The organism is Micromonospora sp. NPDC053740 (genome assembly GCF_040677775.1).
Classification (GTDB): Bacteria; Actinomycetota; Actinomycetes; order Mycobacteriales; family Micromonosporaceae; genus Micromonospora; species Micromonospora alfalfae.
In genome coordinates this window covers 203,406-221,361 of the sequence record NZ_JBFASO010000010.1, presented here as the reverse complement: position 1 = coordinate 221,361, position 17,956 = coordinate 203,406, and the positions used below count along the sequence as shown (strand labels likewise).

General features: G+C 71.9%; 23 protein-coding genes. 7 read left to right on the top strand and 16 right to left on the bottom strand.

Annotated features, from left to right (window positions below):
• Positions 1–121: 121 nt before the first annotated feature.
• Positions 122–1,324, bottom strand: coding sequence for a low temperature requirement protein A (locus tag AB0K35_RS25540; RefSeq protein WP_238669820.1), 1,203 nt, complete (start codon positions 1,322–1,324; stop codon positions 122–124).
• Positions 1,311–1,721 carry a hypothetical protein gene (locus tag AB0K35_RS25535; protein ID WP_238669873.1) on the bottom strand — a complete coding sequence of 137 codons (411 nt, stop codon included), beginning with the start codon at positions 1,719–1,721 and terminating at the stop codon, positions 1,311–1,313. Before AB0K35_RS25535 ends, AB0K35_RS25540 begins: the two co-directional genes overlap by 14 nt.
• 194 nt (positions 1,722–1,915) lie before the next feature.
• Between AB0K35_RS25535 and AB0K35_RS25530 the strand changes: the two genes are divergently transcribed.
• Positions 1,916–3,619, top strand: coding sequence for an acyl-CoA dehydrogenase family protein (locus tag AB0K35_RS25530; protein ID WP_363888163.1), 1,704 nt, complete (start codon positions 1,916–1,918; stop codon positions 3,617–3,619).
• A 27-nt stretch (positions 3,620–3,646) separates the two neighbouring features.
• Here AB0K35_RS25530 and AB0K35_RS25525 read toward each other — a convergent pair whose 3' ends face one another.
• Positions 3,647–4,483, bottom strand: a complete 837-nt coding sequence (locus tag AB0K35_RS25525; RefSeq protein ID WP_363888160.1) for an LLM class flavin-dependent oxidoreductase — start codon at positions 4,481–4,483, stop codon at positions 3,647–3,649.
• 87 nt (positions 4,484–4,570) lie between these two features.
• On the opposite strand from AB0K35_RS25525, the gene AB0K35_RS25520 reads away from it, so the two are divergent.
• Positions 4,571–4,942 carry a VOC family protein gene (locus AB0K35_RS25520; RefSeq protein WP_145788419.1) on the top strand — a complete coding sequence of 124 codons (372 nt, stop codon included), beginning with the start codon at positions 4,571–4,573 and terminating at the stop codon, positions 4,940–4,942.
• Between the two features lie 100 nt (positions 4,943–5,042).
• Here the strand turns inward: AB0K35_RS25520 and AB0K35_RS25515 are convergent, their stop codons facing one another.
• From AB0K35_RS25515 to AB0K35_RS25485, 7 genes are all read right to left on the bottom strand, one after another.
• Positions 5,043–6,041 (bottom strand): tyrosine-type recombinase/integrase, encoded by a 999-nt coding sequence (locus AB0K35_RS25515; RefSeq protein ID WP_238669823.1) that lies wholly within the window; start codon positions 6,039–6,041, stop codon positions 5,043–5,045.
• 71 nt (positions 6,042–6,112) lie between these two features.
• Positions 6,113–6,538, bottom strand: a complete 426-nt coding sequence (locus AB0K35_RS25510; RefSeq protein WP_238669874.1) for an Hsp20/alpha crystallin family protein — start codon at positions 6,536–6,538, stop codon at positions 6,113–6,115.
• 68 nt (positions 6,539–6,606) lie between these two features.
• Positions 6,607–7,122, bottom strand: a complete 516-nt coding sequence (locus AB0K35_RS25505; RefSeq protein WP_363888157.1) for a GNAT family N-acetyltransferase — start codon at positions 7,120–7,122, stop codon at positions 6,607–6,609.
• 108 nt (positions 7,123–7,230) lie between these two features.
• Positions 7,231–7,644 carry a DUF6069 family protein gene (locus AB0K35_RS25500; protein WP_238669825.1) on the bottom strand — a complete coding sequence of 138 codons (414 nt, stop codon included), beginning with the start codon at positions 7,642–7,644 and terminating at the stop codon, positions 7,231–7,233.
• 76 nt (positions 7,645–7,720) lie between these two features.
• Complete coding sequence (locus tag AB0K35_RS25495) at positions 7,721–8,197, bottom strand: MarR family transcriptional regulator (protein WP_238669826.1); 477 nt, start codon at positions 8,195–8,197, stop codon at positions 7,721–7,723.
• A 52-nt stretch (positions 8,198–8,249) separates the two neighbouring features.
• Positions 8,250–8,609: a DUF2087 domain-containing protein gene (locus AB0K35_RS25490; protein ID WP_363888153.1), complete on the bottom strand. Its 360-nt coding sequence runs from the start codon at positions 8,607–8,609 to the stop codon at positions 8,250–8,252.
• 211 nt (positions 8,610–8,820) lie between these two features.
• Complete coding sequence (locus tag AB0K35_RS25485; RefSeq protein ID WP_363888150.1) at positions 8,821–9,336, bottom strand: MarR family transcriptional regulator; 516 nt, start codon at positions 9,334–9,336, stop codon at positions 8,821–8,823.
• A gap of 68 nt (positions 9,337–9,404) precedes the next feature.
• On the opposite strand from AB0K35_RS25485, the gene AB0K35_RS25480 reads away from it, so the two are divergent.
• Entirely contained in the window at positions 9,405–10,781 is a 1,377-nt protein-coding gene (locus tag AB0K35_RS25480; RefSeq protein WP_363888147.1) for an MFS transporter, read from the top strand.
• Here the strand turns inward: AB0K35_RS25480 and AB0K35_RS25475 are convergent.
• Positions 10,729–10,920 (bottom strand): DUF397 domain-containing protein, encoded by a 192-nt coding sequence (locus AB0K35_RS25475; protein WP_357282505.1) that lies wholly within the window; start codon positions 10,918–10,920, stop codon positions 10,729–10,731. The genes AB0K35_RS25480 and AB0K35_RS25475 overlap by 53 nt on opposite strands.
• Complete coding sequence (locus tag AB0K35_RS25470) at positions 10,911–11,678, bottom strand: DUF5753 domain-containing protein (RefSeq protein WP_357363431.1); 768 nt, start codon at positions 11,676–11,678, stop codon at positions 10,911–10,913. Before AB0K35_RS25470 ends, AB0K35_RS25475 begins: the two co-directional genes overlap by 10 nt.
• A 118-nt stretch (positions 11,679–11,796) precedes the next feature.
• Between AB0K35_RS25470 and AB0K35_RS25465 the strand changes: the two genes are divergently transcribed.
• The 4 genes from AB0K35_RS25465 to AB0K35_RS25450 all read left to right on the top strand — a co-directional run bounded on the left by AB0K35_RS25465 (position 11,797) and on the right by AB0K35_RS25450 (position 14,589).
• Positions 11,797–12,075, top strand: a complete 279-nt coding sequence (locus tag AB0K35_RS25465) for a hypothetical protein (RefSeq protein WP_363888144.1) — start codon at positions 11,797–11,799, stop codon at positions 12,073–12,075.
• Entirely contained in the window at positions 12,075–12,320 is a 246-nt protein-coding gene (locus AB0K35_RS25460) for a flavin reductase (RefSeq protein WP_238669833.1), read from the top strand. Before AB0K35_RS25465 ends, AB0K35_RS25460 begins: the two co-directional genes overlap by 1 nt.
• Before the next feature lie 105 nt (positions 12,321–12,425).
• Entirely contained in the window at positions 12,426–13,709 is a 1,284-nt protein-coding gene (locus tag AB0K35_RS25455) for a hypothetical protein (RefSeq protein WP_363888141.1), read from the top strand.
• Complete coding sequence (locus tag AB0K35_RS25450; RefSeq protein WP_363888138.1) at positions 13,696–14,589, top strand: hypothetical protein; 894 nt, start codon at positions 13,696–13,698, stop codon at positions 14,587–14,589. The genes AB0K35_RS25455 and AB0K35_RS25450 overlap by 14 nt, the downstream gene beginning before the upstream one ends.
• A gap of 40 nt (positions 14,590–14,629) precedes the next feature.
• Here the strand turns inward: AB0K35_RS25450 and AB0K35_RS25445 are convergent, their stop codons facing one another.
• The 4 genes from AB0K35_RS25445 to AB0K35_RS25430 all read right to left on the bottom strand — a co-directional run bounded on the left by AB0K35_RS25445 (position 14,630) and on the right by AB0K35_RS25430 (position 17,873).
• Positions 14,630–15,259: a GNAT family N-acetyltransferase gene (locus AB0K35_RS25445; protein ID WP_238669836.1), complete on the bottom strand. Its 630-nt coding sequence runs from the start codon at positions 15,257–15,259 to the stop codon at positions 14,630–14,632.
• A gap of 69 nt (positions 15,260–15,328) precedes the next feature.
• On the bottom strand, positions 15,329–16,015 hold the full coding sequence (locus AB0K35_RS25440; protein WP_357363439.1) for a Type 1 glutamine amidotransferase-like domain-containing protein: 687 nt from the start codon (positions 16,013–16,015) through the stop codon (positions 15,329–15,331).
• A 323-nt stretch (positions 16,016–16,338) separates the two neighbouring features.
• Positions 16,339–16,845 carry a DUF664 domain-containing protein gene (locus AB0K35_RS25435; RefSeq protein ID WP_363888134.1) on the bottom strand — a complete coding sequence of 169 codons (507 nt, stop codon included), beginning with the start codon at positions 16,843–16,845 and terminating at the stop codon, positions 16,339–16,341.
• Complete coding sequence (locus AB0K35_RS25430) at positions 16,842–17,873, bottom strand: aldo/keto reductase (protein ID WP_357363441.1); 1,032 nt, start codon at positions 17,871–17,873, stop codon at positions 16,842–16,844. The genes AB0K35_RS25435 and AB0K35_RS25430 overlap by 4 nt, the downstream gene beginning before the upstream one ends.
• Positions 17,874–17,956: the final 83 nt, after the last annotated feature.

Here is a 17,956-nt window from a genome sequence, read left to right as displayed (position 1 = left end):
GTCGCCTCCGCTCGTCCGAGCACTGCGGAAGGTCACCCGGAGGGCCGGTGACCCACGCTAACCATCCGCCGGCCCACCTACTGTGCCGTTGTCCTAGAACCGACCCGACGCGGCCGTATGGTCAGGACTGTTGCCGTGCGGCGGCTCGCACCCGGAACCGGTCGGTAAGGATCACGGCGACCGTCACCGCCAACGCCACCGCGGCGCACACCGCGACGGGTGCCTCCAGCACCACACCGACCGGCATCAGCGCCAGCAGGACCACCACCGCCGTGACCCGGCTGATCGGCAGCGTCCGCCACAGCAGCGCCTTGTAGGCGGCGTGCCCGGCCAGGAACAGCGCGGGACCACCCAGGGTGAGCAGTACGTCGACAGTGGTCGCCGACGCGCCGGGCTCCCGCAGCAACCGCTCGTCGGCCGCTGACGTGACGACGACACCGGCGACGATCACCGGGTGCAGGAAGTTGAACGCGACTCGGCTCAACCCGCCGGTGCGCTCCCCGGCCCCGGCGATGACCTCCGTGGCAGCCGGGGCTGAGCGGGCGAAATACACCCACCACAGCGCCACCGAACCGCCGAACGCCAGCAGGAACGCCCCGGACGTCACCAGGTCCACGTGCGACGTGAGGGTGCTGCCGGTGACCAGGATCGACTCCCCCAGCGCGATCAGGACGAACGCCGCGCACCGTTCGGCCAGGTGCCCGCCCTCCACCATCCACCGCTCGGGTCGGCTGCGTCCCCGTCGCGGCAGCGGATAGCCGATCGAGAGGCCGACCACCTCGATCACGATCACCGCCGCCCACACCGCGTCCCGGGCGGCCCCGCCGACCAGGCCACCGAGGACCACGAGCACCGACGTCCCCGTGATCCACGGCAGCGACTGCTGAAATCCGGCCACCAACCACGGGCTGCCCTGCACCGCCCACAACGAGAACAGGGTGCGACCCACCTGCACGATCACGTAGACCAGCGCGAAGAGCAGACCGGTCGAGCCGAACGCCTGCGGGATCGCCGCCGACAACAGCAGGCTGGCCAGCCCCACCCCGATCAGCATCGTCCGCACCGGTCCCTGGTCCGGTTGCAGCCAGTTGGTCAGCCAGGTGGTGTAGACCCAGACGAGCCAGACCAGCGCCAGCAACAGCCCGGTACGACCCGCGCCCCGCCAGTCCGGGTGCGCGATCAGGTAGTGCGACAACTGGGTGATGGTGAAGATGAAGACCAGGTCGAAGAAGAGTTCGGTCGAGGTGGTCGGCTGCACCCCCTCCCGTGGTCGCAGCAGTTGCGGGCGTAGCGGGGCGGCGACCGGGGGTCTAGAAGGGGTCACCGCAGACCCGCCAGTTCCCGTCCTCACGGACCACCGGCAGGCGACGTTCCTCGCTGAGCCCGCCGTCGCGGGTCAGCTTCACCGTCACCGTGCCGTGCGGTCGTCCGCTGCGGGTGGCGACCGACACGTCGGTGATCTCGTAGTCGGTGACCATCGGTGGTGTCCGCACCCAACTGGTGAAGCCGATCGCGCTCCAGCGGCTGCGCGCGTCCTCGCAGAGCCGCTCGTACGCCCGGTCGCTGTCACCGAGGGCCACCTCGCTGAGGAAACCGTCGGCGGTCTCCCGGATCGGGCCGGCGGCCTGCCGAACGGTCTGCAGGTTCCAGGCCCCCAACCCGGCCACCCCCACGCAGCACAGCGCCACGCCGAACCCGGCGAACGCCAACCCGGTGCGCATCGGGCGGTGACGCCGGGCCGGTCGGCTCCACGACTGGCCCGCACCCACGACTACCGACCGTAGAGAAGACGCTCACGCCGACGGGCGACAAGCCGGAAACTGGGTGTGCCCGATGGGCGGGTGTGCCCTGTTCGCGGCGGCTCCGCATCGTCTACCGTCGGCGCACACCCCCGAGCAGTGCCAGGAGCCGATCGATGAGCCGCTTCGTGCAGCCGGTACCACCCCCCGTCGACCCGTACGCCAGCGATGGCCTGCTGCGGTCCTGGCTGGAGCGTCACCTCGGCCCGGGCGGGCACGCCGCCGCGAAGGGCCGTCTCGCGGACCTGGCCGCCGACGTCACCGGGCCGCTGCGCGCGGCGCACGCCGACGCGGAGGCGCACCCGCCGACGCTGGTCCGCTACGACGCGTGGGGTGCCCGCATCGACCGCATCGACACCTCAGCCGGTTGGCAGACGCAACGCGCCGCCGCCGCCCGCCACGCCGTGGTGGCGTTGCCCTACCTGCCGGACGCCCGGGGCACCTGGGGTGCCGCCGCGCGGGTCGTGCAGCACGCCCTGCTGCACCTGTACGGGCCGGAGTCGGCGACGTTCTCCTGCCCGGTGGCGATGGCCGACGGGGCTGCGGCGCTGCTCAGCATGCCCGACGTCGACGCCACGGTCCGCGACGCGTGGCTGCCCCGGCTGATCTCCACGGACCCGGCCACGGCGATCACCAGCGGGCAGTGGATGACCGAGGCGCAGGGCGGTTCCGATCTGGGCCGCTCCAGCACGCTCGGCCGACCCGCGGCGGACGGTTCGTGGCGGCTGACCGGGGAAAAGTGGTTCTGCTCCGCCGCCGACGCGGCGATGGCGGTGGCGCTGGCCCGGCCGGAGGGCGCCGGGCGGGGCAGCCGGGTGCTCGCCCCGTTTCTCGTTCCCCGGTACGCGGTCGACTCGCCGCTGGGCGACGGCGCGGCACCGGGCGCACCCGCACCGGGTGTCACAGTGCACCGGCTCAAGGACAAGCTCGGCACCCGGGCGCTGCCCACCGCCGAGATCGGCCTGCGCGACGCGTACGCCCTTCCACTGGGTGACCCCGCGGTGCCCGGTCTGGTCCGGGCGATGACCCTGGTCGTGGTGACCCGGGTGCACAACGCCGCGGCGGCGGCCGGTGGGATGCGACGGGGTCTCGCCTACGCCCGCGCGTACGCCGAGGTGCGGCACGTCGCCGGCGGCCCGCTGGTGTCCTCGCCCCTGCACCGGGCCACACTGGGCACCCTCGCTGTCGACGCGGCGGGCGCGTTCGCTCTCGCTGGGCACGCCTTCGCCCTGCTCGGCCGGGTCGAGGTCGGCGCCGACCCGGAGGCCGCGGCCGAGCTGCGCATCGTGGCGCCGTTGGCGAAACTGGCCACCGGCCGGCTCGCCGTCAGCTCCGCCAGCGAGTACGTGGAGAGCTTCGGCGGTGCCGGCTACGTGGAGGACACCGGCGTGCCCCGGCTGCTGCGCGACGCCCAGGTGCTGCCGATCTGGGAGGGCACCACCAATGTGCTGGCCCTGGACGTGCTGCGCGCGCTGACCCGGGAGGACGCCGGTGCGCCGCTGCTGAGCCGGCTGACCGCCGCCGTCGACCTGGCTCGGCCGCTGTCGCCGGTGCTGGCCGACACCCTGGCCACCGCCGTCGCGCAGTTGCAGGAGACCATCACCGCGGTGACAGTGGACCCGGGTGCGTCGGCGGTGCTCGCGGGCGCCCGCGGTCTGGCGTTGCGCCTGGCGTACGCGTTGACCACCGCGTTGCTCGTCGAGCACGCCGCGTGGGGCGACGAGCAGGCGGAGTTGGCCGCCCGGCTGTGGGCGCGCCGCTGGCTGCGGCACGAGGAGATCGCCGAGGACGCCCACCACCACCTCGACCTGCTCTGCTGACCGGCCGGCGCGAGCTGACCCCCGTGGTCAGCGCAGGGGGCCTCGGGCAACGGCTGCGCGCATCGTCGCCGGGTCGCCGGCCGGGACGAACTCCAGCCACCAGGTGGCGCCGGCGGCGGCCAGCTCAGCGAGGTAGGCCCGTTCGGTGCGCTCGTCGGAACGGCGCCGCCGGCCGCCGACCGCCACGTCGAACGGCTGACCGTCGGCGCGCGTCGGTGGCAGGGCGTCCGCCAGGTCGTGTACCTCGTCGGGGGTGAAGTCGGACCACCCGTCGGTGTCGGTGAGCTTGTACGGCACGATGCCGTCGGCGCGGGCGGCCCTCCGGCGCACCGCCCCGGCCTGGGTGCTCCCGCCGACCCAGACGGGCACCCGCGGCGACTGCACCGGCGCGGGCCGCAGCGACACCCCGTCGGCGCGGTAGTGGGTGCCCTGGTGGCTGACCCGCCCACCGCTGAGCAGCCCGGTCAGCAGGTCGAGACCCTCGTCGAGCATCGCGGCCCGCACGGACACCTCGGTCTGCTCGCCGAAGGCGGCCAGGCCCCGGTCGCCGGGGTCGCCGACACCGACCGCCACTGTGGCCCGGCCCGCGCTGAGGTGGTCGAGAGTGAGGACCTCCCGCGCCAACTTCGCCGGGCGACGCCGGGGCAGCGCGGTGACAGTGGTGCCCAGTCGCACCCGGTCGGTGCGCCCGGCGATCGCGGCGAGGACCAGCCACGGGTCGTAGGTGAACGGCTCGTCGCCGGAATAGTGGATCAGATAGTCCTCCAGGAACACGCCGTCCCACCCGGCGCGCTCGGCCAGCTCGACCAGGGTGGACACCGCGACCGAGGCCCCGCCGCAGGAAATCTCCAGACCGTGTCTCATCCGTCGACCGTAGGGCGGGGGCCCGACACCAGCCCCCGACGAGTGTCACGGGCCGGAGTTGTCGGGCCCCGGCGGCATACTGCCGGCGTGACAGCTTCTGCCGACCTCGCGATGGTCAACCTCGACAGTTCCGATCCCGCCGGCCACGCCGCGTTCTATCACGAGGCGCTCGGCTGGGAGGTCACCCACAGCCAACCGGAGTACGCGATGATCAGCTCCGGTGGCGTCTCCATCGGCTTCGGGCTGGTCGAGGGTTACCGACCACCCTCCTGGCCCGACCAGACCGGCGACAAGCGCTACCACCTGGACCTTTACGTCGACGACCTGGCGGCGGCGGAGGAGAAGTTCGTCGCCGCTGGGGCGTCGAAGCCGGCCTTCCAGCCCGGCGGCGAGCGGTGGGTGGTGCTTCTCGACCCGATCGGGCAGCCGTTCTGCATCTGCCCCCGCCCACAGAGCTGACGCCGCCCCGGGCCGCTCGGCCGCGACGGTGCCGCCCGGGCCGCTCGGCCGCGACGGTGCCGCCCGGGCCGCTCGGCCTCGGCAGTGCCGCCCGGGCTGCTCAGCCGCGACGGCGCGACCGGGCCGCCCACACCGCGTAGGCAGGGTCTCGGTCCAGGTTGTGCCGGTCGCGGTCGTAGCGGCGGGTGGTGCGCGGGTCGGCGTGCCCCATGGCGTCCTGCACGTCCTCCAACGGCACGCCCTCCGAGCGGGCCGTGGTGGCGAAGGCGTGCCGCAGCGAGTGCGGGGACAGCTTCGCCCAGGCCGGGATGCCGGCGGCGCGGGCGAGCCGACGGACCATCCGGAACACCGAGTGCCGGTCCAGCCGGGCACCGCTGGCGGTGACCAGCAGCGGGCCGGTGAGCTGCGGCACGGGCACGCCGGTGGCGGCGGCCCGCTGGGCCAGGTAGGCGTCCAGGGCGTGCCCGGTGCCGGGGGTGAGGGCGCGGCGGCGTTGTTTGCCGCCCTTGCCGATGAAGCGCACGCTGCGGTGACCGCGTTCGGTGCCGAGGTCGGTCAGGTCCAGCGAGATCAGCTCGCCGACCCGCAGACCCAGGTCGGCGAGGAGCGCGAGCGCCGCCCGGTTACGTACGGCGGTCGCGCCGGTGTCCGCGTCGGCCGCGCCGAGTAGGGCGTCCACCTCCTCGGGGGTGAGCCCGACGGTGGCGGAGTGGTCCCGGTCGACGCGGGGGCGGTCCGCGCCGGAGACCGGGTTGGCCGGCACTGCCCCCAGTTTGACCAGGAAGTCGTACCAACTGGACAGCGCCGAGAGTCGGCGCGCGACTGTCGCCGGGGTCAGGGGGCGGCCACTGCGCGCGCCGACGCTGCTCTCCAACGCTCGGGCGTACTCGTTGACGTGCAGGAACGTCGCCCGCAGCGGGTCGAGGTCGTGACTGGCGCACCAGCGCAGCCAGCCGGTGACGTCACGCCGGTAGGCGTCGCGGGTGTGCTCGGACAGCCGCCGGTTGCGCAGCCACGCCTCGGTGACCTCGACCGGCCCGCTCGGCAGCGCCGGTGGCGCGGACGGGCGGGCGAGCACCGGAGCGTCGGAGAACACCATGTGAAAAAGGCTCTCAGCCTCGGGTGGGATCGGCGTGCAGGCGCGCCGGTCCCACCCGTCACCGTGTCGGATCAGGCGTTGATCTCTCGGCGGGAGCCGCCGTTGGCCTGGACGGTCACCCGGCGGGGCTTGGCCCGCTCGGCGACCGGGATGCGCAGCGTCAGCACCCCGTTCTCGTAGCCGGCCTCCAGCTTGTCGGTGTCGAGCGTGTCGCCGAGGAACAGCCGCCGGGTGAAGGTGCCCATCGGGCGCTCGGCGGCGACCAGTTCGACGCCGTCGCCGGCGGGCCGGCGACGCTCGGCGCGGACGGTGAGCACGTTGCGCTCGACGGTGCAGTCGATGGTGTCCGGATCGACGCCGGGCAGGTCGAACGCCGCGTAGAAGTGGTCGCCGTCGCGGTAGGCGTCCAGGTGCATCGTCGCGGGACGGGCCACCGTTCCGAAGAACTGCTCGGTGAGCCGGTCGATCTCGCGGAACGGGTCGGTACGCATCAACATCGTCATGCCTCCTCGGTTCTCCTGGCCGAAGGTGATGAGTTGAGCCTTGGTGACTCAACTTCTACTTCTTATTTAGCGCGTCCATGCGCCGACGTCAACTGCTTCTCGAACCAGTGGTCGGCGTAGGGGCCTCGCGAGTACGCCGGGATCTCGGCGTAGCCGTGCCGGGCGTACAGGGCGCGAGCCTCGACCAGGTCGTGGCGGGTGTCGAGCCGGATCCGGCCCGCCCCGGCCGCGCGGGCCTGCTCCTCTACGGCGGCCAGCAGCGCGGCGCCCCCACCGGCGCCACGGTGCTCGGAGCGGATGAACACCCGGGTCAGCTCGGCCCAGCCGGGTTGCCAGCGCAGCCCGGCGCAGCCGGCCAGTTCGGTGCCGTGGTGGGCGAGCAGGAGCAGCCCGCTCGGCGCGGTCAGGTCGTCGCTGGGTAACTCGACCAGCGCCGCGTCGACCTCGCCGGGCAGGGCTGGGCGACGGTGGTAGCGAACCACCATCTCGGTCATGTACTCGCGCAGCAGCAGCAGGGCGTCGGGGTGGTCGGGCCGGCTGGTGTTGGTCGTCCAGGTGGGCCGGGCGGTGATGGTCACCTGTTGATCATCACCGCCCGGTCAACGGCATTATCCGGTCACGCGTCCGGTGTCGACGGCTCGCCGGTCCCGGGTGCCGCCGGACGGGCGTCGGCGATGTCGCGACGCTTACCGGCGGGGGCGGGGCAGCAGGGCGATCAACGCGACCGCCACTGCCACGTGCGTCGCGCCGAGGGCGAGCTTGGCGCCGCCGGTGGCCTCGACGCTGAGCACGGGGACGAAGGACAGCACCGTCACGACGATCGCCAGCGAGATCCAGACCGGTCGCGCGACCCGGCTGGCGAACCGTTCCAGCAACGCCAGCGCCGCCCAGCCGAGCAGGGCGGCTCCCAGGGCGATCATGGCGATCGCGCCAGCCCCGATCACAGTGGCGGGCTGGCCCGGGCTCTCGACCGTGTAGTCGACTCCGGCCAGCGCGCCGATCGCCCAGACGGCCAGGGGGGCCACGACGGCGGCGGCGACGCCGAGGGCGCGGCGGCGCAGTGGCGAGGGGGTGGGGGTCGTGACGGTGGCAGCGCTCATGACGGCTCCTCGTTCAGGGGAAACGAACGAGTACGACCGTAACAGATAGTCTTGTTCGGAACTATCTTTGTCAGAACTAACAGCCGGAGCGGGCTCCCGGCGCGTACGGGGAGGTGTTGGCCAGTGGTCCGCTGACCAGCCCGAGGAGAGCCCGCAGGAACACCTCCCGGTCCTGCTCGGGCAGGGTTGCCAGCAGGTCGTCCTGGATGCGCCGGACCACCTGCTGCGCCTGCCGCAGCACCTGCTCCCCCGCCGGCGTCACAGCGACCATCCGGGCCCGTCGGTCCGTCGGCACCGGACGGCGCTCGGCCAACCCGGCCCGCTCCAACTGGTCGAGCGTCACCACCATCGTGGTCTTGTCCACACCGCACCGCTCGCCGATCTCCCGCTGGGTCAGCTCACCGGTGTGGGCCTGCGCCAGCACGTAGTGCGCCCGCGGCGAGATGCCCAGCTCGGCCAGCCCGGCGGCGTGCTCGGTCTGCAACGCGTGACTCGCCCAGGAGAGCAGGAACAACAGGTCCGGCGGGCCATCGGAGGGCGTGCAGGAGGTCATGCGCCGAGGCTAGCAAGATCTTCCGCAACCGGACCGTTCGCGCGGCGGACATTCATAGCCGCTGGTAGATGCCGTGCTCGCGGGTCAGCAACTGCTCGTCGATCAGATACCGGCGCAGCGTCGCGTGATCCGACCCGCCTGCGGCGCACCACGGCTTGAGCGCGTCGTCGACGGCCCGCTCCGGATAGCGGGTGCCCGGCTCGAACGACTGCTCGGCGATGTGCGCCAGCAGGACCCGCCGTCGACCGCGCTGCGCCGGAAGATTCACCAGGACGCCCGCGCGCAGGAAGGTCCGCAGCACCGGGTCGACGCCGGGTTCGGCGTCGTCGGCCGGGCCGCCGTCGCGCGCGGTGGCCCGCAGCGACGCCTCGTCGGCCGCGAGCGTGCCGTCCGCGCCGGTGACGAGGCCCACGTCGGTGAGCCGGAAGGACCCCGGTGAGCACCACCCGCGCCGGCAGGCCGGTCCGCTCGGCGACCTCGGTCGCGGTTGTCGCACCCAGCACGATCGCCGCGAAGATCCGTCGCCGTCCGTCGTCGGCCAGGGCCCCGGCCAGCACATGCGCAGTCACGCCGGTCACCCTTGCATCAGCGGTACGCGGGCCGCCAGGCGATTTCGGCCTCGCTCAGTCGGTCTGCGGCGTGCTCTGTGGCTTTTCGGCGACGAGCAGCACCCGGCGCAGCAGGTCGGAGAGGTGTCGCCGTTCGGTAGCGGTGAGCGCGCCGAGCAGGCGATGCTCCTCGGCGCCCTGGACCTCCATCGCTCCGCGCCACGCGGCCTGACCCGCCTCGGTGAGCTCCACGTCGACGCGTCGCCGGTCGACCGTCGACGGAATCCGGTGAACGAAGCCCCGCCGCAGCAGCGAGTCCACCCGCGCGGTGATCGAGGCGGGGGCCATCGTGAGGTCCGCGGCGAGGTCCGAGGGCGCGGCCCGGCCACCGCGGCCGGCCAGGGCGTGCAGGGTGTCGTACTCGTGGGCCGGCAGGTCGAGGTCGACCAGGACGCGCTCCTTGACGGCCCGCAGGTGCCGGGTCAGTCGGATCATTCTGGTCACCGCCCCCTCGACGTCCGCGTCGAGGTCGGGCACCACGGGCAGCCAGCGCTCAATGTGCCGGTCGACGGCGTCCGGAGTGGTGGTCACCGTGCCAGCTTACCTCAGCGTCGAAATATTCATTGCCGAAATATTTGATGTCGAAGTATGTTGTGGCAATGGCTCATCCACTGCGCGACCACTCCTTCCGGCTGCTGTTCCTGGGTCGCACCATCTCGGCCCTCGGCGACGCGGTGGTGCCCGCCGCGTTGGCACTGGCAGTGCTGCGAGCCACCGGCTCCACCGGCGCGCTGGCCGTCGTCCTCGCCGCGGCGGTCATTCCCCGGCTGGTCCTGTTGCCGTTCGGCGGGGTGGTGGCCGACCGGTTCGACGCCCGCCGGGTCGCCCTCCTGGCCGACCTGGTCCGCTGCGCCACGCAGCTCGCGGTCGGCGTGGAGCTGCTCGGCGGCGACCCGTCACTGACCACAGTGGTGGTGGCGTCCGCGCTCGGCGGCACCGCCTCGGCGTTCGCCATCCCGACCGCGTCTCCGCTGGTCGCCGGCACCGTCGAATCGGCGAACAGGCAGCGGGCCAACGCCCTGATGGGAATCACCGCCAACACCAGCCGCCTCGCCGGCCCGGCCCTGGCCGGCGCGCTGATCTGGGCCGCCGGACCCGGCTGGGCGTTCATCCTGGACGGCGCGTCGTTCGCACTCAGCGCCGCGCTCCTCGCGCTGGTGCGGGTCCGCCACGTGCCGGTGCCCCGCCGTTCCGTCCTCGCCGACCTGCGGCACGGCTTCGGCGAGGTACGCGCCCGCGACTGGTTCTGGACCAGCCTGCTCGGGCACGGCGTGTGGAACGGCGCCGCCGCCGTGCTGATGACCCTCGGGCCAGCCGTCGCCATCGACCGCCTGGGTGGCGAGACGACCTGGGTGCTGCTGTTGCAGGCCGGCGCGATCGGGATGCTCACCGGCTCGCTGCTGGCCGGGCGGGTCCGGCTGCACCGGCCGGTGCTGCTGGCCAACCTCGGGCTGGCCTGCTACGCCGCGCCACTGTTCCTGCTCGCCGTCGCCGCGCCCGCCCCCGCGGTGATCGTCGCCTACGCGGTGGCGCTGACCGCCCTCGGCTACCTCAACCCGGTGTGGGAGACCGTCGTGCAGCACCACTTCCCGCCAGAGGTGCTGGCCCGGGTGACCTCGTACGACTGGCTGGTCTCGCTGGGCGCCATGCCGCTGGGCTACGCGCTGGCGCCGTTGGCCGCCGACGCGTTCGGCGCACCCGTCCCGCTGGCCGTCGCGGGCCTGCTGGTCCTCGCCTCCTGCGCCGGCACCGCGCTCGTTCCGGGCGTACGCCGACTCACCTGGCCGGCAACCCCGCAACCGCAACCGGCCGAACCACCGTTGTTCGTTGATCCCATCGATCGTCGGTGCGCGACGCCGACGTCCCGCCCACCCACGACGGAGGCTCCCGGCATGGCCGGGAGCCTCCGTCCGATGTGGTCGGTCAGCCGGCGTCGCGGGTCATCGCGACGAAGCCACGCCACGACTGCGGGCTGAAGGTCAGCGTGCCGCCGTCGCGGTCCTTCGTGTCGCGAACCAGGACCACGCCCGGAAGGTTGTCGGCAACCTCGACACAGTTGCCACCGTTGCCGCCGCTCTTCGTGCTCTTCCGCCACTGCGCACCGGTCATGTCCATGATGCTGCCGCTTCTCTGAGAAGTTCCAACGAACGCCCTCGGGGCAGGGCCTCGCCGCGAATACGTTCCCACCGCCGCTCCAGGCTAACAAGATCCGACGTTTGGTCGAGGATCTGCGCCCGTGCCGCGCTGTCGACGTGCGCGACCCGCGACCCGTCCGGCATGTCGGCGATGGTGAAGGGTCCGTCGAGCCCCGGATAGCTGGGCGCGTCCGCCGGAATGATGTGGAGCTGGATGGTGCCCGTCTCGGCGTGCGCGAGCAGGCGCGCCAGTTGCGTCGCCATCAACGCGCGGTCGTCGCCGACGCGCCGCCGCAGCACCCCCTCGTCGAGCACGGCGATCAGCAACGGTCCGCCGCTGCGGCCGAGGATCGCCTGCCGGTGGATGCGCGCCTCGGCGAACTCGGCGACCGCCTCCGGTGTCAGCACCCCACCGGCCAGGGTCGCCCGGGCGTACGCCTCGGTCTGCAGCAGCCCGGGCACCCACGTCAGCTCGAACGACCGCAGCGTCACTGCCTCGCGTTCCAGGTCGACCCACGGCCGGAACCACACCGGCTCGCGCCGACGGACCACGTCCGGCCACAGCGCGTCGGCGTCCTTTGCCAGCAGCCCCGCCACTGTCGCACGGTGTCGGCTCTGGGGAATGTGCCCCGGGTTTGCCCACCTGGCGACGGTCTTCGGGTGCACGCCGAGCTGACCGGCCAGGCTCTCGGCGGTGTGACCCGCCGCGGCCAGCGCTGCGACAAAGGCGTGGTTCATGCCGTCCCTCCCCTGGAACAAATCCGCTGCGATGAAGAGGTTACGTAACGCTGTGTGTTTGTCCAGCAACTCCCGGCAAAGTGCGGTGTAGACGGTGCTGCAACGAGAAGGAGAAGCTGTGCGAAACGAGGTACGGGGTGCTCTCAGAGCCGGCGACGTGGTCCTGTTGACCACCGCCGCGAGCGTCCAATTCAGCAAACCGATCGTCGTGCGGGTCATCCGCGAACTGCCCGACCGGTACACCTACGACGGTTGGCTCTGGCTCGACGCGTACGAGCTGAGCAGGAAAGGCGAAGCGGTCGCACGGCGCGAGCTGTTCGTGATGCGCCACGGTGTGCAGGTCCACGCCGATCCGTCCACACCGGCCCGGCGCTGCGTGACAGTGGGGGTCGGCTGATGCACGAGCGACCGAAGCACACGCCGCTGCGGCCGTCCTGGCGCTGCCCGGTCTGCGGCATCCTCTGGCCGTGCTCGGCCGCGAAGCTACGCCTGCTCGGCGAGTATCGCGAGGACCGACCGGGCCTGTTGATCCACCTGGCGAAGGTCCAGGAGGAAGCCACCGCCGATCTCACCAAGCTCAACCCGGACGTCACGCTGCCCGACCTGACGCCGCGTTTCGTCGGCTGGGCGGAAATCCGCTGACCCGGCCTCAGCCACCGCCGAGCGGGGCACGCACGGGTCTGTGCGAGGCAGCGCGATGCGGGAGACTGACGGCGTGACGACCCGCCCCGGGATGAGGCCGGCCAGATGAGCCGCCCGTTCAGGATCGCCGTGGCCGTGCTCGCCGCGGTGGCCGCCACCCTGATCTACCTGAGCGTCACCCTCAAGGTCCGCTCGATGACGGGGCCGATCACCTTCACGCGGACCGCCGTTGACTTCCCGACCCTCGTCGCGAAGGGGTACGTCTTCTTCGCCCCCCTCGACCCCACGACCGCTCCCATGATGGACGCGGTGACGCCGCTGATCCGTTGGGCCGTGATCCTGCTGATCGGGGTTTCGACGTACCTGGCCTGCGGCCTGGTCACCCGACGGACGCATCCCTTCGTCGCGGCGATGACCGGCGCGGCCGCCGCCCTCACCGCCACGGCGGTCGGGGACCTGCTGTGGTGGGCCACCTTGGTGTTCCGTGTCCACTCCGCCCCCACCGGCTGGTACGCCAACGAGGCACTGGACCACTCCACGCTTCTCGCCAGCGCGCACCTGACGCTGACGGGCTGGACGTCCGACGCCCTCTTCTTCGGCTGCCTGTTCGCGGGCATGAACGCATCCCTTGTGGGTTGCTCCAGCCTGGCGAGACTGCTGCTGGACAAGCTGCACGAGGACACCGACGAGGGCGACGACGAGGCTCAGGACGCGGTCGACGACGAGGCTCAGGAATCGCTTGACGACGCCGATCCGGCGGGCTGGGTTCCGCTGATCGGCGACGTGCGGGGACGCAGCGCGAACCTTGCCCTGTCCGGTGTCCTTCCGGTGCTGGTGCTCATGCTGGTCAACGGCACCCAGGCGGTCTGGGACAGCTACACCGGGAGAGGATTCGTGGCGCTGCTCAGGGTGTTCCTGTACCGCCCCGCCCTGTCCCCGCCGCCACGCGCACACGATGACGTGGAGTACCGACTGACTCACGAGATCGAGCCGAACTCCCTGTCGTTGGACGAGTGGATACACAGGTCGGTGCTCGCCGTCGCCCTGCTGTTGGTGCTCTGGCTCCTGCTCTGGGTGCTGCTCGCCGGCCTGCCGAACTCCGGGCATCGCCTCGGGCTCGTCGTCGTCTGCTGGGGTGCCACGATCGCGGCGTCCGCGCTGATCGCGACGTCCGACGTCCTGGTCGACTGCGCGGTGTCGGACTCCCCGACCGGCTGCGCGCCGTGGGAGTCCCTGGGCCTCCAACTGACCGCCGCACTGCGCTTCGGCGCGGCGTGGGGTTGGCTCGTGGCGCTGCCCGTGCTGCTGGCCCGCCGGCTCCTCGACACCGACACATCTACTGGTACGTCCACCGAAATGCAGGAGACTCCGGTCCATGAGTCCACGTAACAAGCGTCCGCGTCGCCGTAGGGCTCCCGCGCCGGCACCCGTCGCCTGGTGGAAACGCCCCGTCACCTGGCTGCTGACGATCGTGGTCGGTGCCGTCGGCGCCTGGCTCGGTGCCGTTCTCCTCGGCATGTTCAACCAGTGGAAGCCCGCGAACGAGCTGGCCGAGGAGCTGGCCGGCCGGGGGCCACTCGTCGTCCTGGACGTCAAGCACGTCCCCTACCCGGACGAGGGTGCGCTCGACTACGTCTACCCCGCCGGCGCCGACCTGGCTCGTCTGGACGCCGAGCGGCCGGCCGATCCGACCGTCGAGGCCGGCGCGGTCGACATCGGACGGAGCACCTGGGAGATCACCCTCGTCGGCACCCGGGACGAGGCAGTGGAGGCCGTCGACCTCCGGCCCGTCCTCGTCGAACCCTGCCGCCCCCCGCTCACCGGGGTCCGGGATCCCAACGAATCCCAGGGCGCCTCCGAGAAGCTCGTCCTGGTGACACACGTGGATCAAGCGAATCCCCGGATGCTCATCGAGGATCCGGGTGGCGAGGATGCCGGTGCCCCGTTCTTCGCCACGAACAAGATCACCTTGCCCAGGGGGGAGAAGAACGTCATCCAGGTACGAGCCCTCAGCGCCAAGCAGCACTGCCGATGGCGACTGGAGCTGGACTACCTCGCCGACGGACGACGTCAGACGATGGTGGTGTCGGCGCCCGGCGACAAGCCGTTCGAGGTGACCGGGCGCGCGGACGACGCGGCCTACGCCTCGATCTACCTCAACCCGCTCAACGGCTGTCGGGCCAAGGACGGCAGCACTACCGATCGGCTGCGCATCACCGGTGCCGAGTACGCGCAGATGGTGCGCGACAAGCGCACCTGCCCCTACTGACGGTCGGCGCTCCTGCCCGCGACCGCCACCGAGGTCAGGGTCACCGACACCCACGGAAACCACCACCACCGTCCCGGTCGGCTCCTGATGCCATCGAGGTCACCAACCGCGCGTGCCGGTGCATGTCGTGCCAGCCGTCGGCGTGACGCACCGACCCGCGCGCCACGCCCTCCTCGGTGAACCCGGTGCGCGCGGCCACCCGGCAGGACGCCGCGTTGCCGGTCGAGTGCTCCAGCGCCAGCCGGTGAAACCCGCCGCTGGTGAAGGCCCACCGGGTCATGGCGAGCAGCGCCCCGGTGGCGATGCCCCGACCGCGCGCGGCGGGCACCACCCAGTACGACACCTGCGCCGACGCCTCGGTCAGCAGCACGTCGCGCAACCCCACCTGACCGACGGGCCGGTCGTCGGCGTCGACGACCGCCCAACTGGCGGCGCTCTCGTCGCGCCAAGGGCCGGCCCACTGCGCTGTCCACGATCGCGCCTCGTCGTCGCTGTCGATGCGGCGCACGTGCCATCGCTGGATCACCGGACAGTCGAAGGCAGCCCGGACGGCCGGAGCGTCGTGGTCACGCCACGGCCGCAGCGCCAGGCCGGGGCGTACCGGAAGGTGGGGTTGCTCCTGGGCGGCGAGGCTACCGGCGGGCAGGGCGGGTGCGACGAGCAGCGGCATTCGCCCATTATCGAGCCGGCGGCCTCACTCTCCGGGCGGGCTGCCGGCGAGTTCGGAGACCACCCCCGGTCAGGGGTTGATCAGTTTCCAGTCGCCTTCGGAGATGACGTCAACGGTGCCATCGACCACCGTGATGGCGGTGTTGTCGTCGATGGCGTAGGTCGGGACCGGGATTCCGGACGCCCACTTCTGGATGGTGGACAGCTCGGTGTCCTCCATGTCCGGATGGTTGAGGTGGGGGTAGAGCGTGAAATCCACCAGCCCCAGCGCCCGGTCGGCGCCCTGCGCCATGTCGCTGCCGTCCGGGACGAACTGACTGTCGAATTCGGCGTCGCAGTTGTACGGGGTGACGGCGATGCTGCCGGCGCTGACCCCCACATAGACCGTGTCACTGAGCGACGGCAGGAGGTCAGCCAGGCCCGACTGGCGCAGCCAGTGGGTCAGGTACAGCACATCGCCGCCCCAGACGAGGAGGGCATCGGCCTCCCGGACCGCGGGGACCCAGTTCTCTTCTCGAATGGTCGGCAGCGCGGTGAGCTCCAAGATCCCCAGGGATTTCCAACCGAGCTGCGTCAGCGGGATCGAGTCATGGCCGTGGATCGCCTTCCAGGCTCTCCCGGCGCCGCCGGGGAAGGGGTAGACAGCGGTGGGGATGAACAGGGCCGTGGCCTCGGCGATCGGCTTGCCCAGCAGGTCGACGAGCGCGTCGGCGATGCTCGGGTTGCAGATGCCCGACGACGTGAGAAGAAACTTCATGGAATCCGCTCTCCTGAAGCCACCGCATGACGGCGATCATGTCGCCCGTCAGATCCAGCGTCCCGGCTCGCTGACCCGAGCGACACATCGCTGGATCATCCGCTGGCGGCCGTCCAACCGTCAACTGTCTCCGCCCGCACGACGACACCGGTCCCGCTACTCGGTGCAGATCTTGGACAGTTTCCGTTAGGACGTAACGGAAACTGTCCAAGATCTGGTGCCGCTGCCCGACAAACCGCTCGGCCCGGGCTCAGAAGTCACGCACACCCGTTCACGAACGAAGCGCCGAGCAGCGACATCAGACCATCGTCGAGCCGACGGTCTCACTCGCCGGTCGGGCCGCCCGCGATTTCGGCGACCACGTCGAGGTGGCCCAGGTGGCGGGCGTACTCCTGCACCAGGTGGAACAGCACCCGCTCCAGCGAAGCCGGGTCCGCGCCGTTCCACCGCGGGCCCGGCGCGCCGACCTCGGCCAGGTCGTGTGCCGTCACCACGGCCGTGGTGTGCGCGCCCTGCGCCCGCAGCGCCGCCACGAGTTCCGCGCGGGTCTCGTCGGGGGCGACGTACCAGCGGTCGTCGCGGCGGTCGCCCCACGGCTCGGCGACGTCCCGGCCCTGGAAACCCCACTCGATCCAGCGCAGCTCGACGTGGCGCAGGTGGGTGAGCAGTTCCAGTGGCGTCCACCCGGACGGCAGCCGGCTGCGCCGCAGTTCCGGCTCGGCCAGCGCCGACGCCTTGGCCACGGTGGACTCGCGGAAGTAGTCCAGGTAGCGCAGGAAGACCTCGGTGCGGCTGCCGGCCGGGTCGGTGGGCTTGGGGAACGAGGTCATGACCCGGCCGGCAGGTCACGGGCGCGCTGGCGCACCCCGGCCGCGCCGTACGGGTAGTCGCCCACCAGCGGGGCGCTCGCCTCGTCCAGCAGCCGCATCTGATCGGCGTCGAGGACCAGGTCGGCGGCGGTCAGGTTGTCGTCGAGCTGCTCGGTGGTCCGCGCGCCGAGGATCACCGAGGTGACCGCCGGCCGGGCCGCCAGCCAGGCCAGCGACACCGCCGACATGGACACCTCGCGGTCCCCGGCGATCTGGCGGACCGCGTCGAGCACCCGCCAGGTGCGTTCCTCGGCGTTGCGACCCGCGTACGCCTCGACGCCACGCTGCGGGTTCTCGCCGAGCCGGGTCGCTCCGGTGGGCGTGCTGTCGCGCTGGTACTTGCCCGTCAGCCACCCGCCGCCCAGCGGTGACCAGGGCAGGATGCCGATGCCCTCGTTCTCGCAGACCGGCACCAACTCGAACTCGATCTCCCGGGCCAGCAGGTTGTACTGGGGTTGCAGGGTCACGATCGGGGTGAGGTTGAGGTGCTGGGTGAGCAGGGCGGCCTTCTGCAACTGCCAGCCGGTGAAGTTGCTGACCCCCGCGTAGCGGATCTTGCCGGCGCTCACCGCGTCGTCGAAGAACCGCAGCGTCTCGGGCAGCGGGGTCAGCGGATCCCAGGCGTGCGCCTGGTACAGGTCGATGGCGTCTACGCCGAGCCGGCGCAGGCTGGCGTCCAGGGCGCGGGTGAGGTGCACCCGGGACAGGCCGGCGTCGTTGGTCCCCGGGCCCATCGGGAACCGCCCCTTGGTGGCGATCACCAGGCGGTCACGCAGGTCGGGTCGGCTGCGCAGCCAGCGTCCGATGATGTCCTCGGAGACACCTGTGGAGTAGACGTCGGCGGTGTCGATGAAGGTGCCGCCAGCCTCGACGAACCGGTCCAGTTGGGCGAAGCTGCCGGCCTCGTCGGTCTCCGCGCCGAAGGTCATCGTGCCCAGACACAGGGTGGACACCAGGGTGCCGGTGTTGCCCAGAGTGCGATAGCGCATATCGTCCTTTCGGTCCGAGTGACAAAGCTGATCTTCGCACCCGCCTCGACCACCTGCATTCGGGACCGTGCCGAACGCTGGTA

Bases quoted from the DNA above. Each gene is read 5' to 3' on its own strand.
- AB0K35_RS25535 (WP_238669873.1), bottom strand. From the start codon at position 1,721: ATGCGCACCGGGTTGGCGTTCGCCGGGTTCGGCGTGGCGCTGTGCTGC.
- AB0K35_RS25530 (WP_363888163.1), top strand. From the start codon at position 1,916: ATGAGCCGCTTCGTGCAGCCGGTACCACCCCCCGTCGACCCGTACGCC.
- AB0K35_RS25525 (WP_363888160.1), bottom strand. From the start codon at position 4,483: ATGAGACACGGTCTGGAGATTTCCTGCGGCGGGGCCTCGGTCGCGGTG.
- AB0K35_RS25515 (WP_238669823.1), bottom strand. From the start codon at position 6,041: ATGGTGTTCTCCGACGCTCCGGTGCTCGCCCGCCCGTCCGCGCCACCG.
- AB0K35_RS25510 (WP_238669874.1), bottom strand. From the start codon at position 6,538: ATGTTGATGCGTACCGACCCGTTCCGCGAGATCGACCGGCTCACCGAG.
- AB0K35_RS25500 (WP_238669825.1), bottom strand. From the start codon at position 7,644: ATGAGCGCTGCCACCGTCACGACCCCCACCCCCTCGCCACTGCGCCGC.
- AB0K35_RS25495 (WP_238669826.1), bottom strand. From the start codon at position 8,197: ATGACCTCCTGCACGCCCTCCGATGGCCCGCCGGACCTGTTGTTCCTG.
- AB0K35_RS25480 (WP_363888147.1), top strand. From the start codon at position 9,405: ATGGCTCATCCACTGCGCGACCACTCCTTCCGGCTGCTGTTCCTGGGT.
- AB0K35_RS25475 (WP_357282505.1), bottom strand. From the start codon at position 10,920: ATGGACATGACCGGTGCGCAGTGGCGGAAGAGCACGAAGAGCGGCGGC.
- AB0K35_RS25470 (WP_357363431.1), bottom strand. From the start codon at position 11,678: ATGAACCACGCCTTTGTCGCAGCGCTGGCCGCGGCGGGTCACACCGCC.
- AB0K35_RS25460 (WP_238669833.1), top strand. From the start codon at position 12,075: ATGCACGAGCGACCGAAGCACACGCCGCTGCGGCCGTCCTGGCGCTGC.
- AB0K35_RS25455 (WP_363888141.1), top strand. From the start codon at position 12,426: ATGAGCCGCCCGTTCAGGATCGCCGTGGCCGTGCTCGCCGCGGTGGCC.
- AB0K35_RS25450 (WP_363888138.1), top strand. From the start codon at position 13,696: ATGAGTCCACGTAACAAGCGTCCGCGTCGCCGTAGGGCTCCCGCGCCG.
- AB0K35_RS25445 (WP_238669836.1), bottom strand. From the start codon at position 15,259: ATGCCGCTGCTCGTCGCACCCGCCCTGCCCGCCGGTAGCCTCGCCGCC.
- AB0K35_RS25440 (WP_357363439.1), bottom strand. From the start codon at position 16,015: ATGAAGTTTCTTCTCACGTCGTCGGGCATCTGCAACCCGAGCATCGCC.
- AB0K35_RS25435 (WP_363888134.1), bottom strand. From the start codon at position 16,845: ATGACCTCGTTCCCCAAGCCCACCGACCCGGCCGGCAGCCGCACCGAG.
- AB0K35_RS25430 (WP_357363441.1), bottom strand. From the start codon at position 17,873: ATGCGCTATCGCACTCTGGGCAACACCGGCACCCTGGTGTCCACCCTG.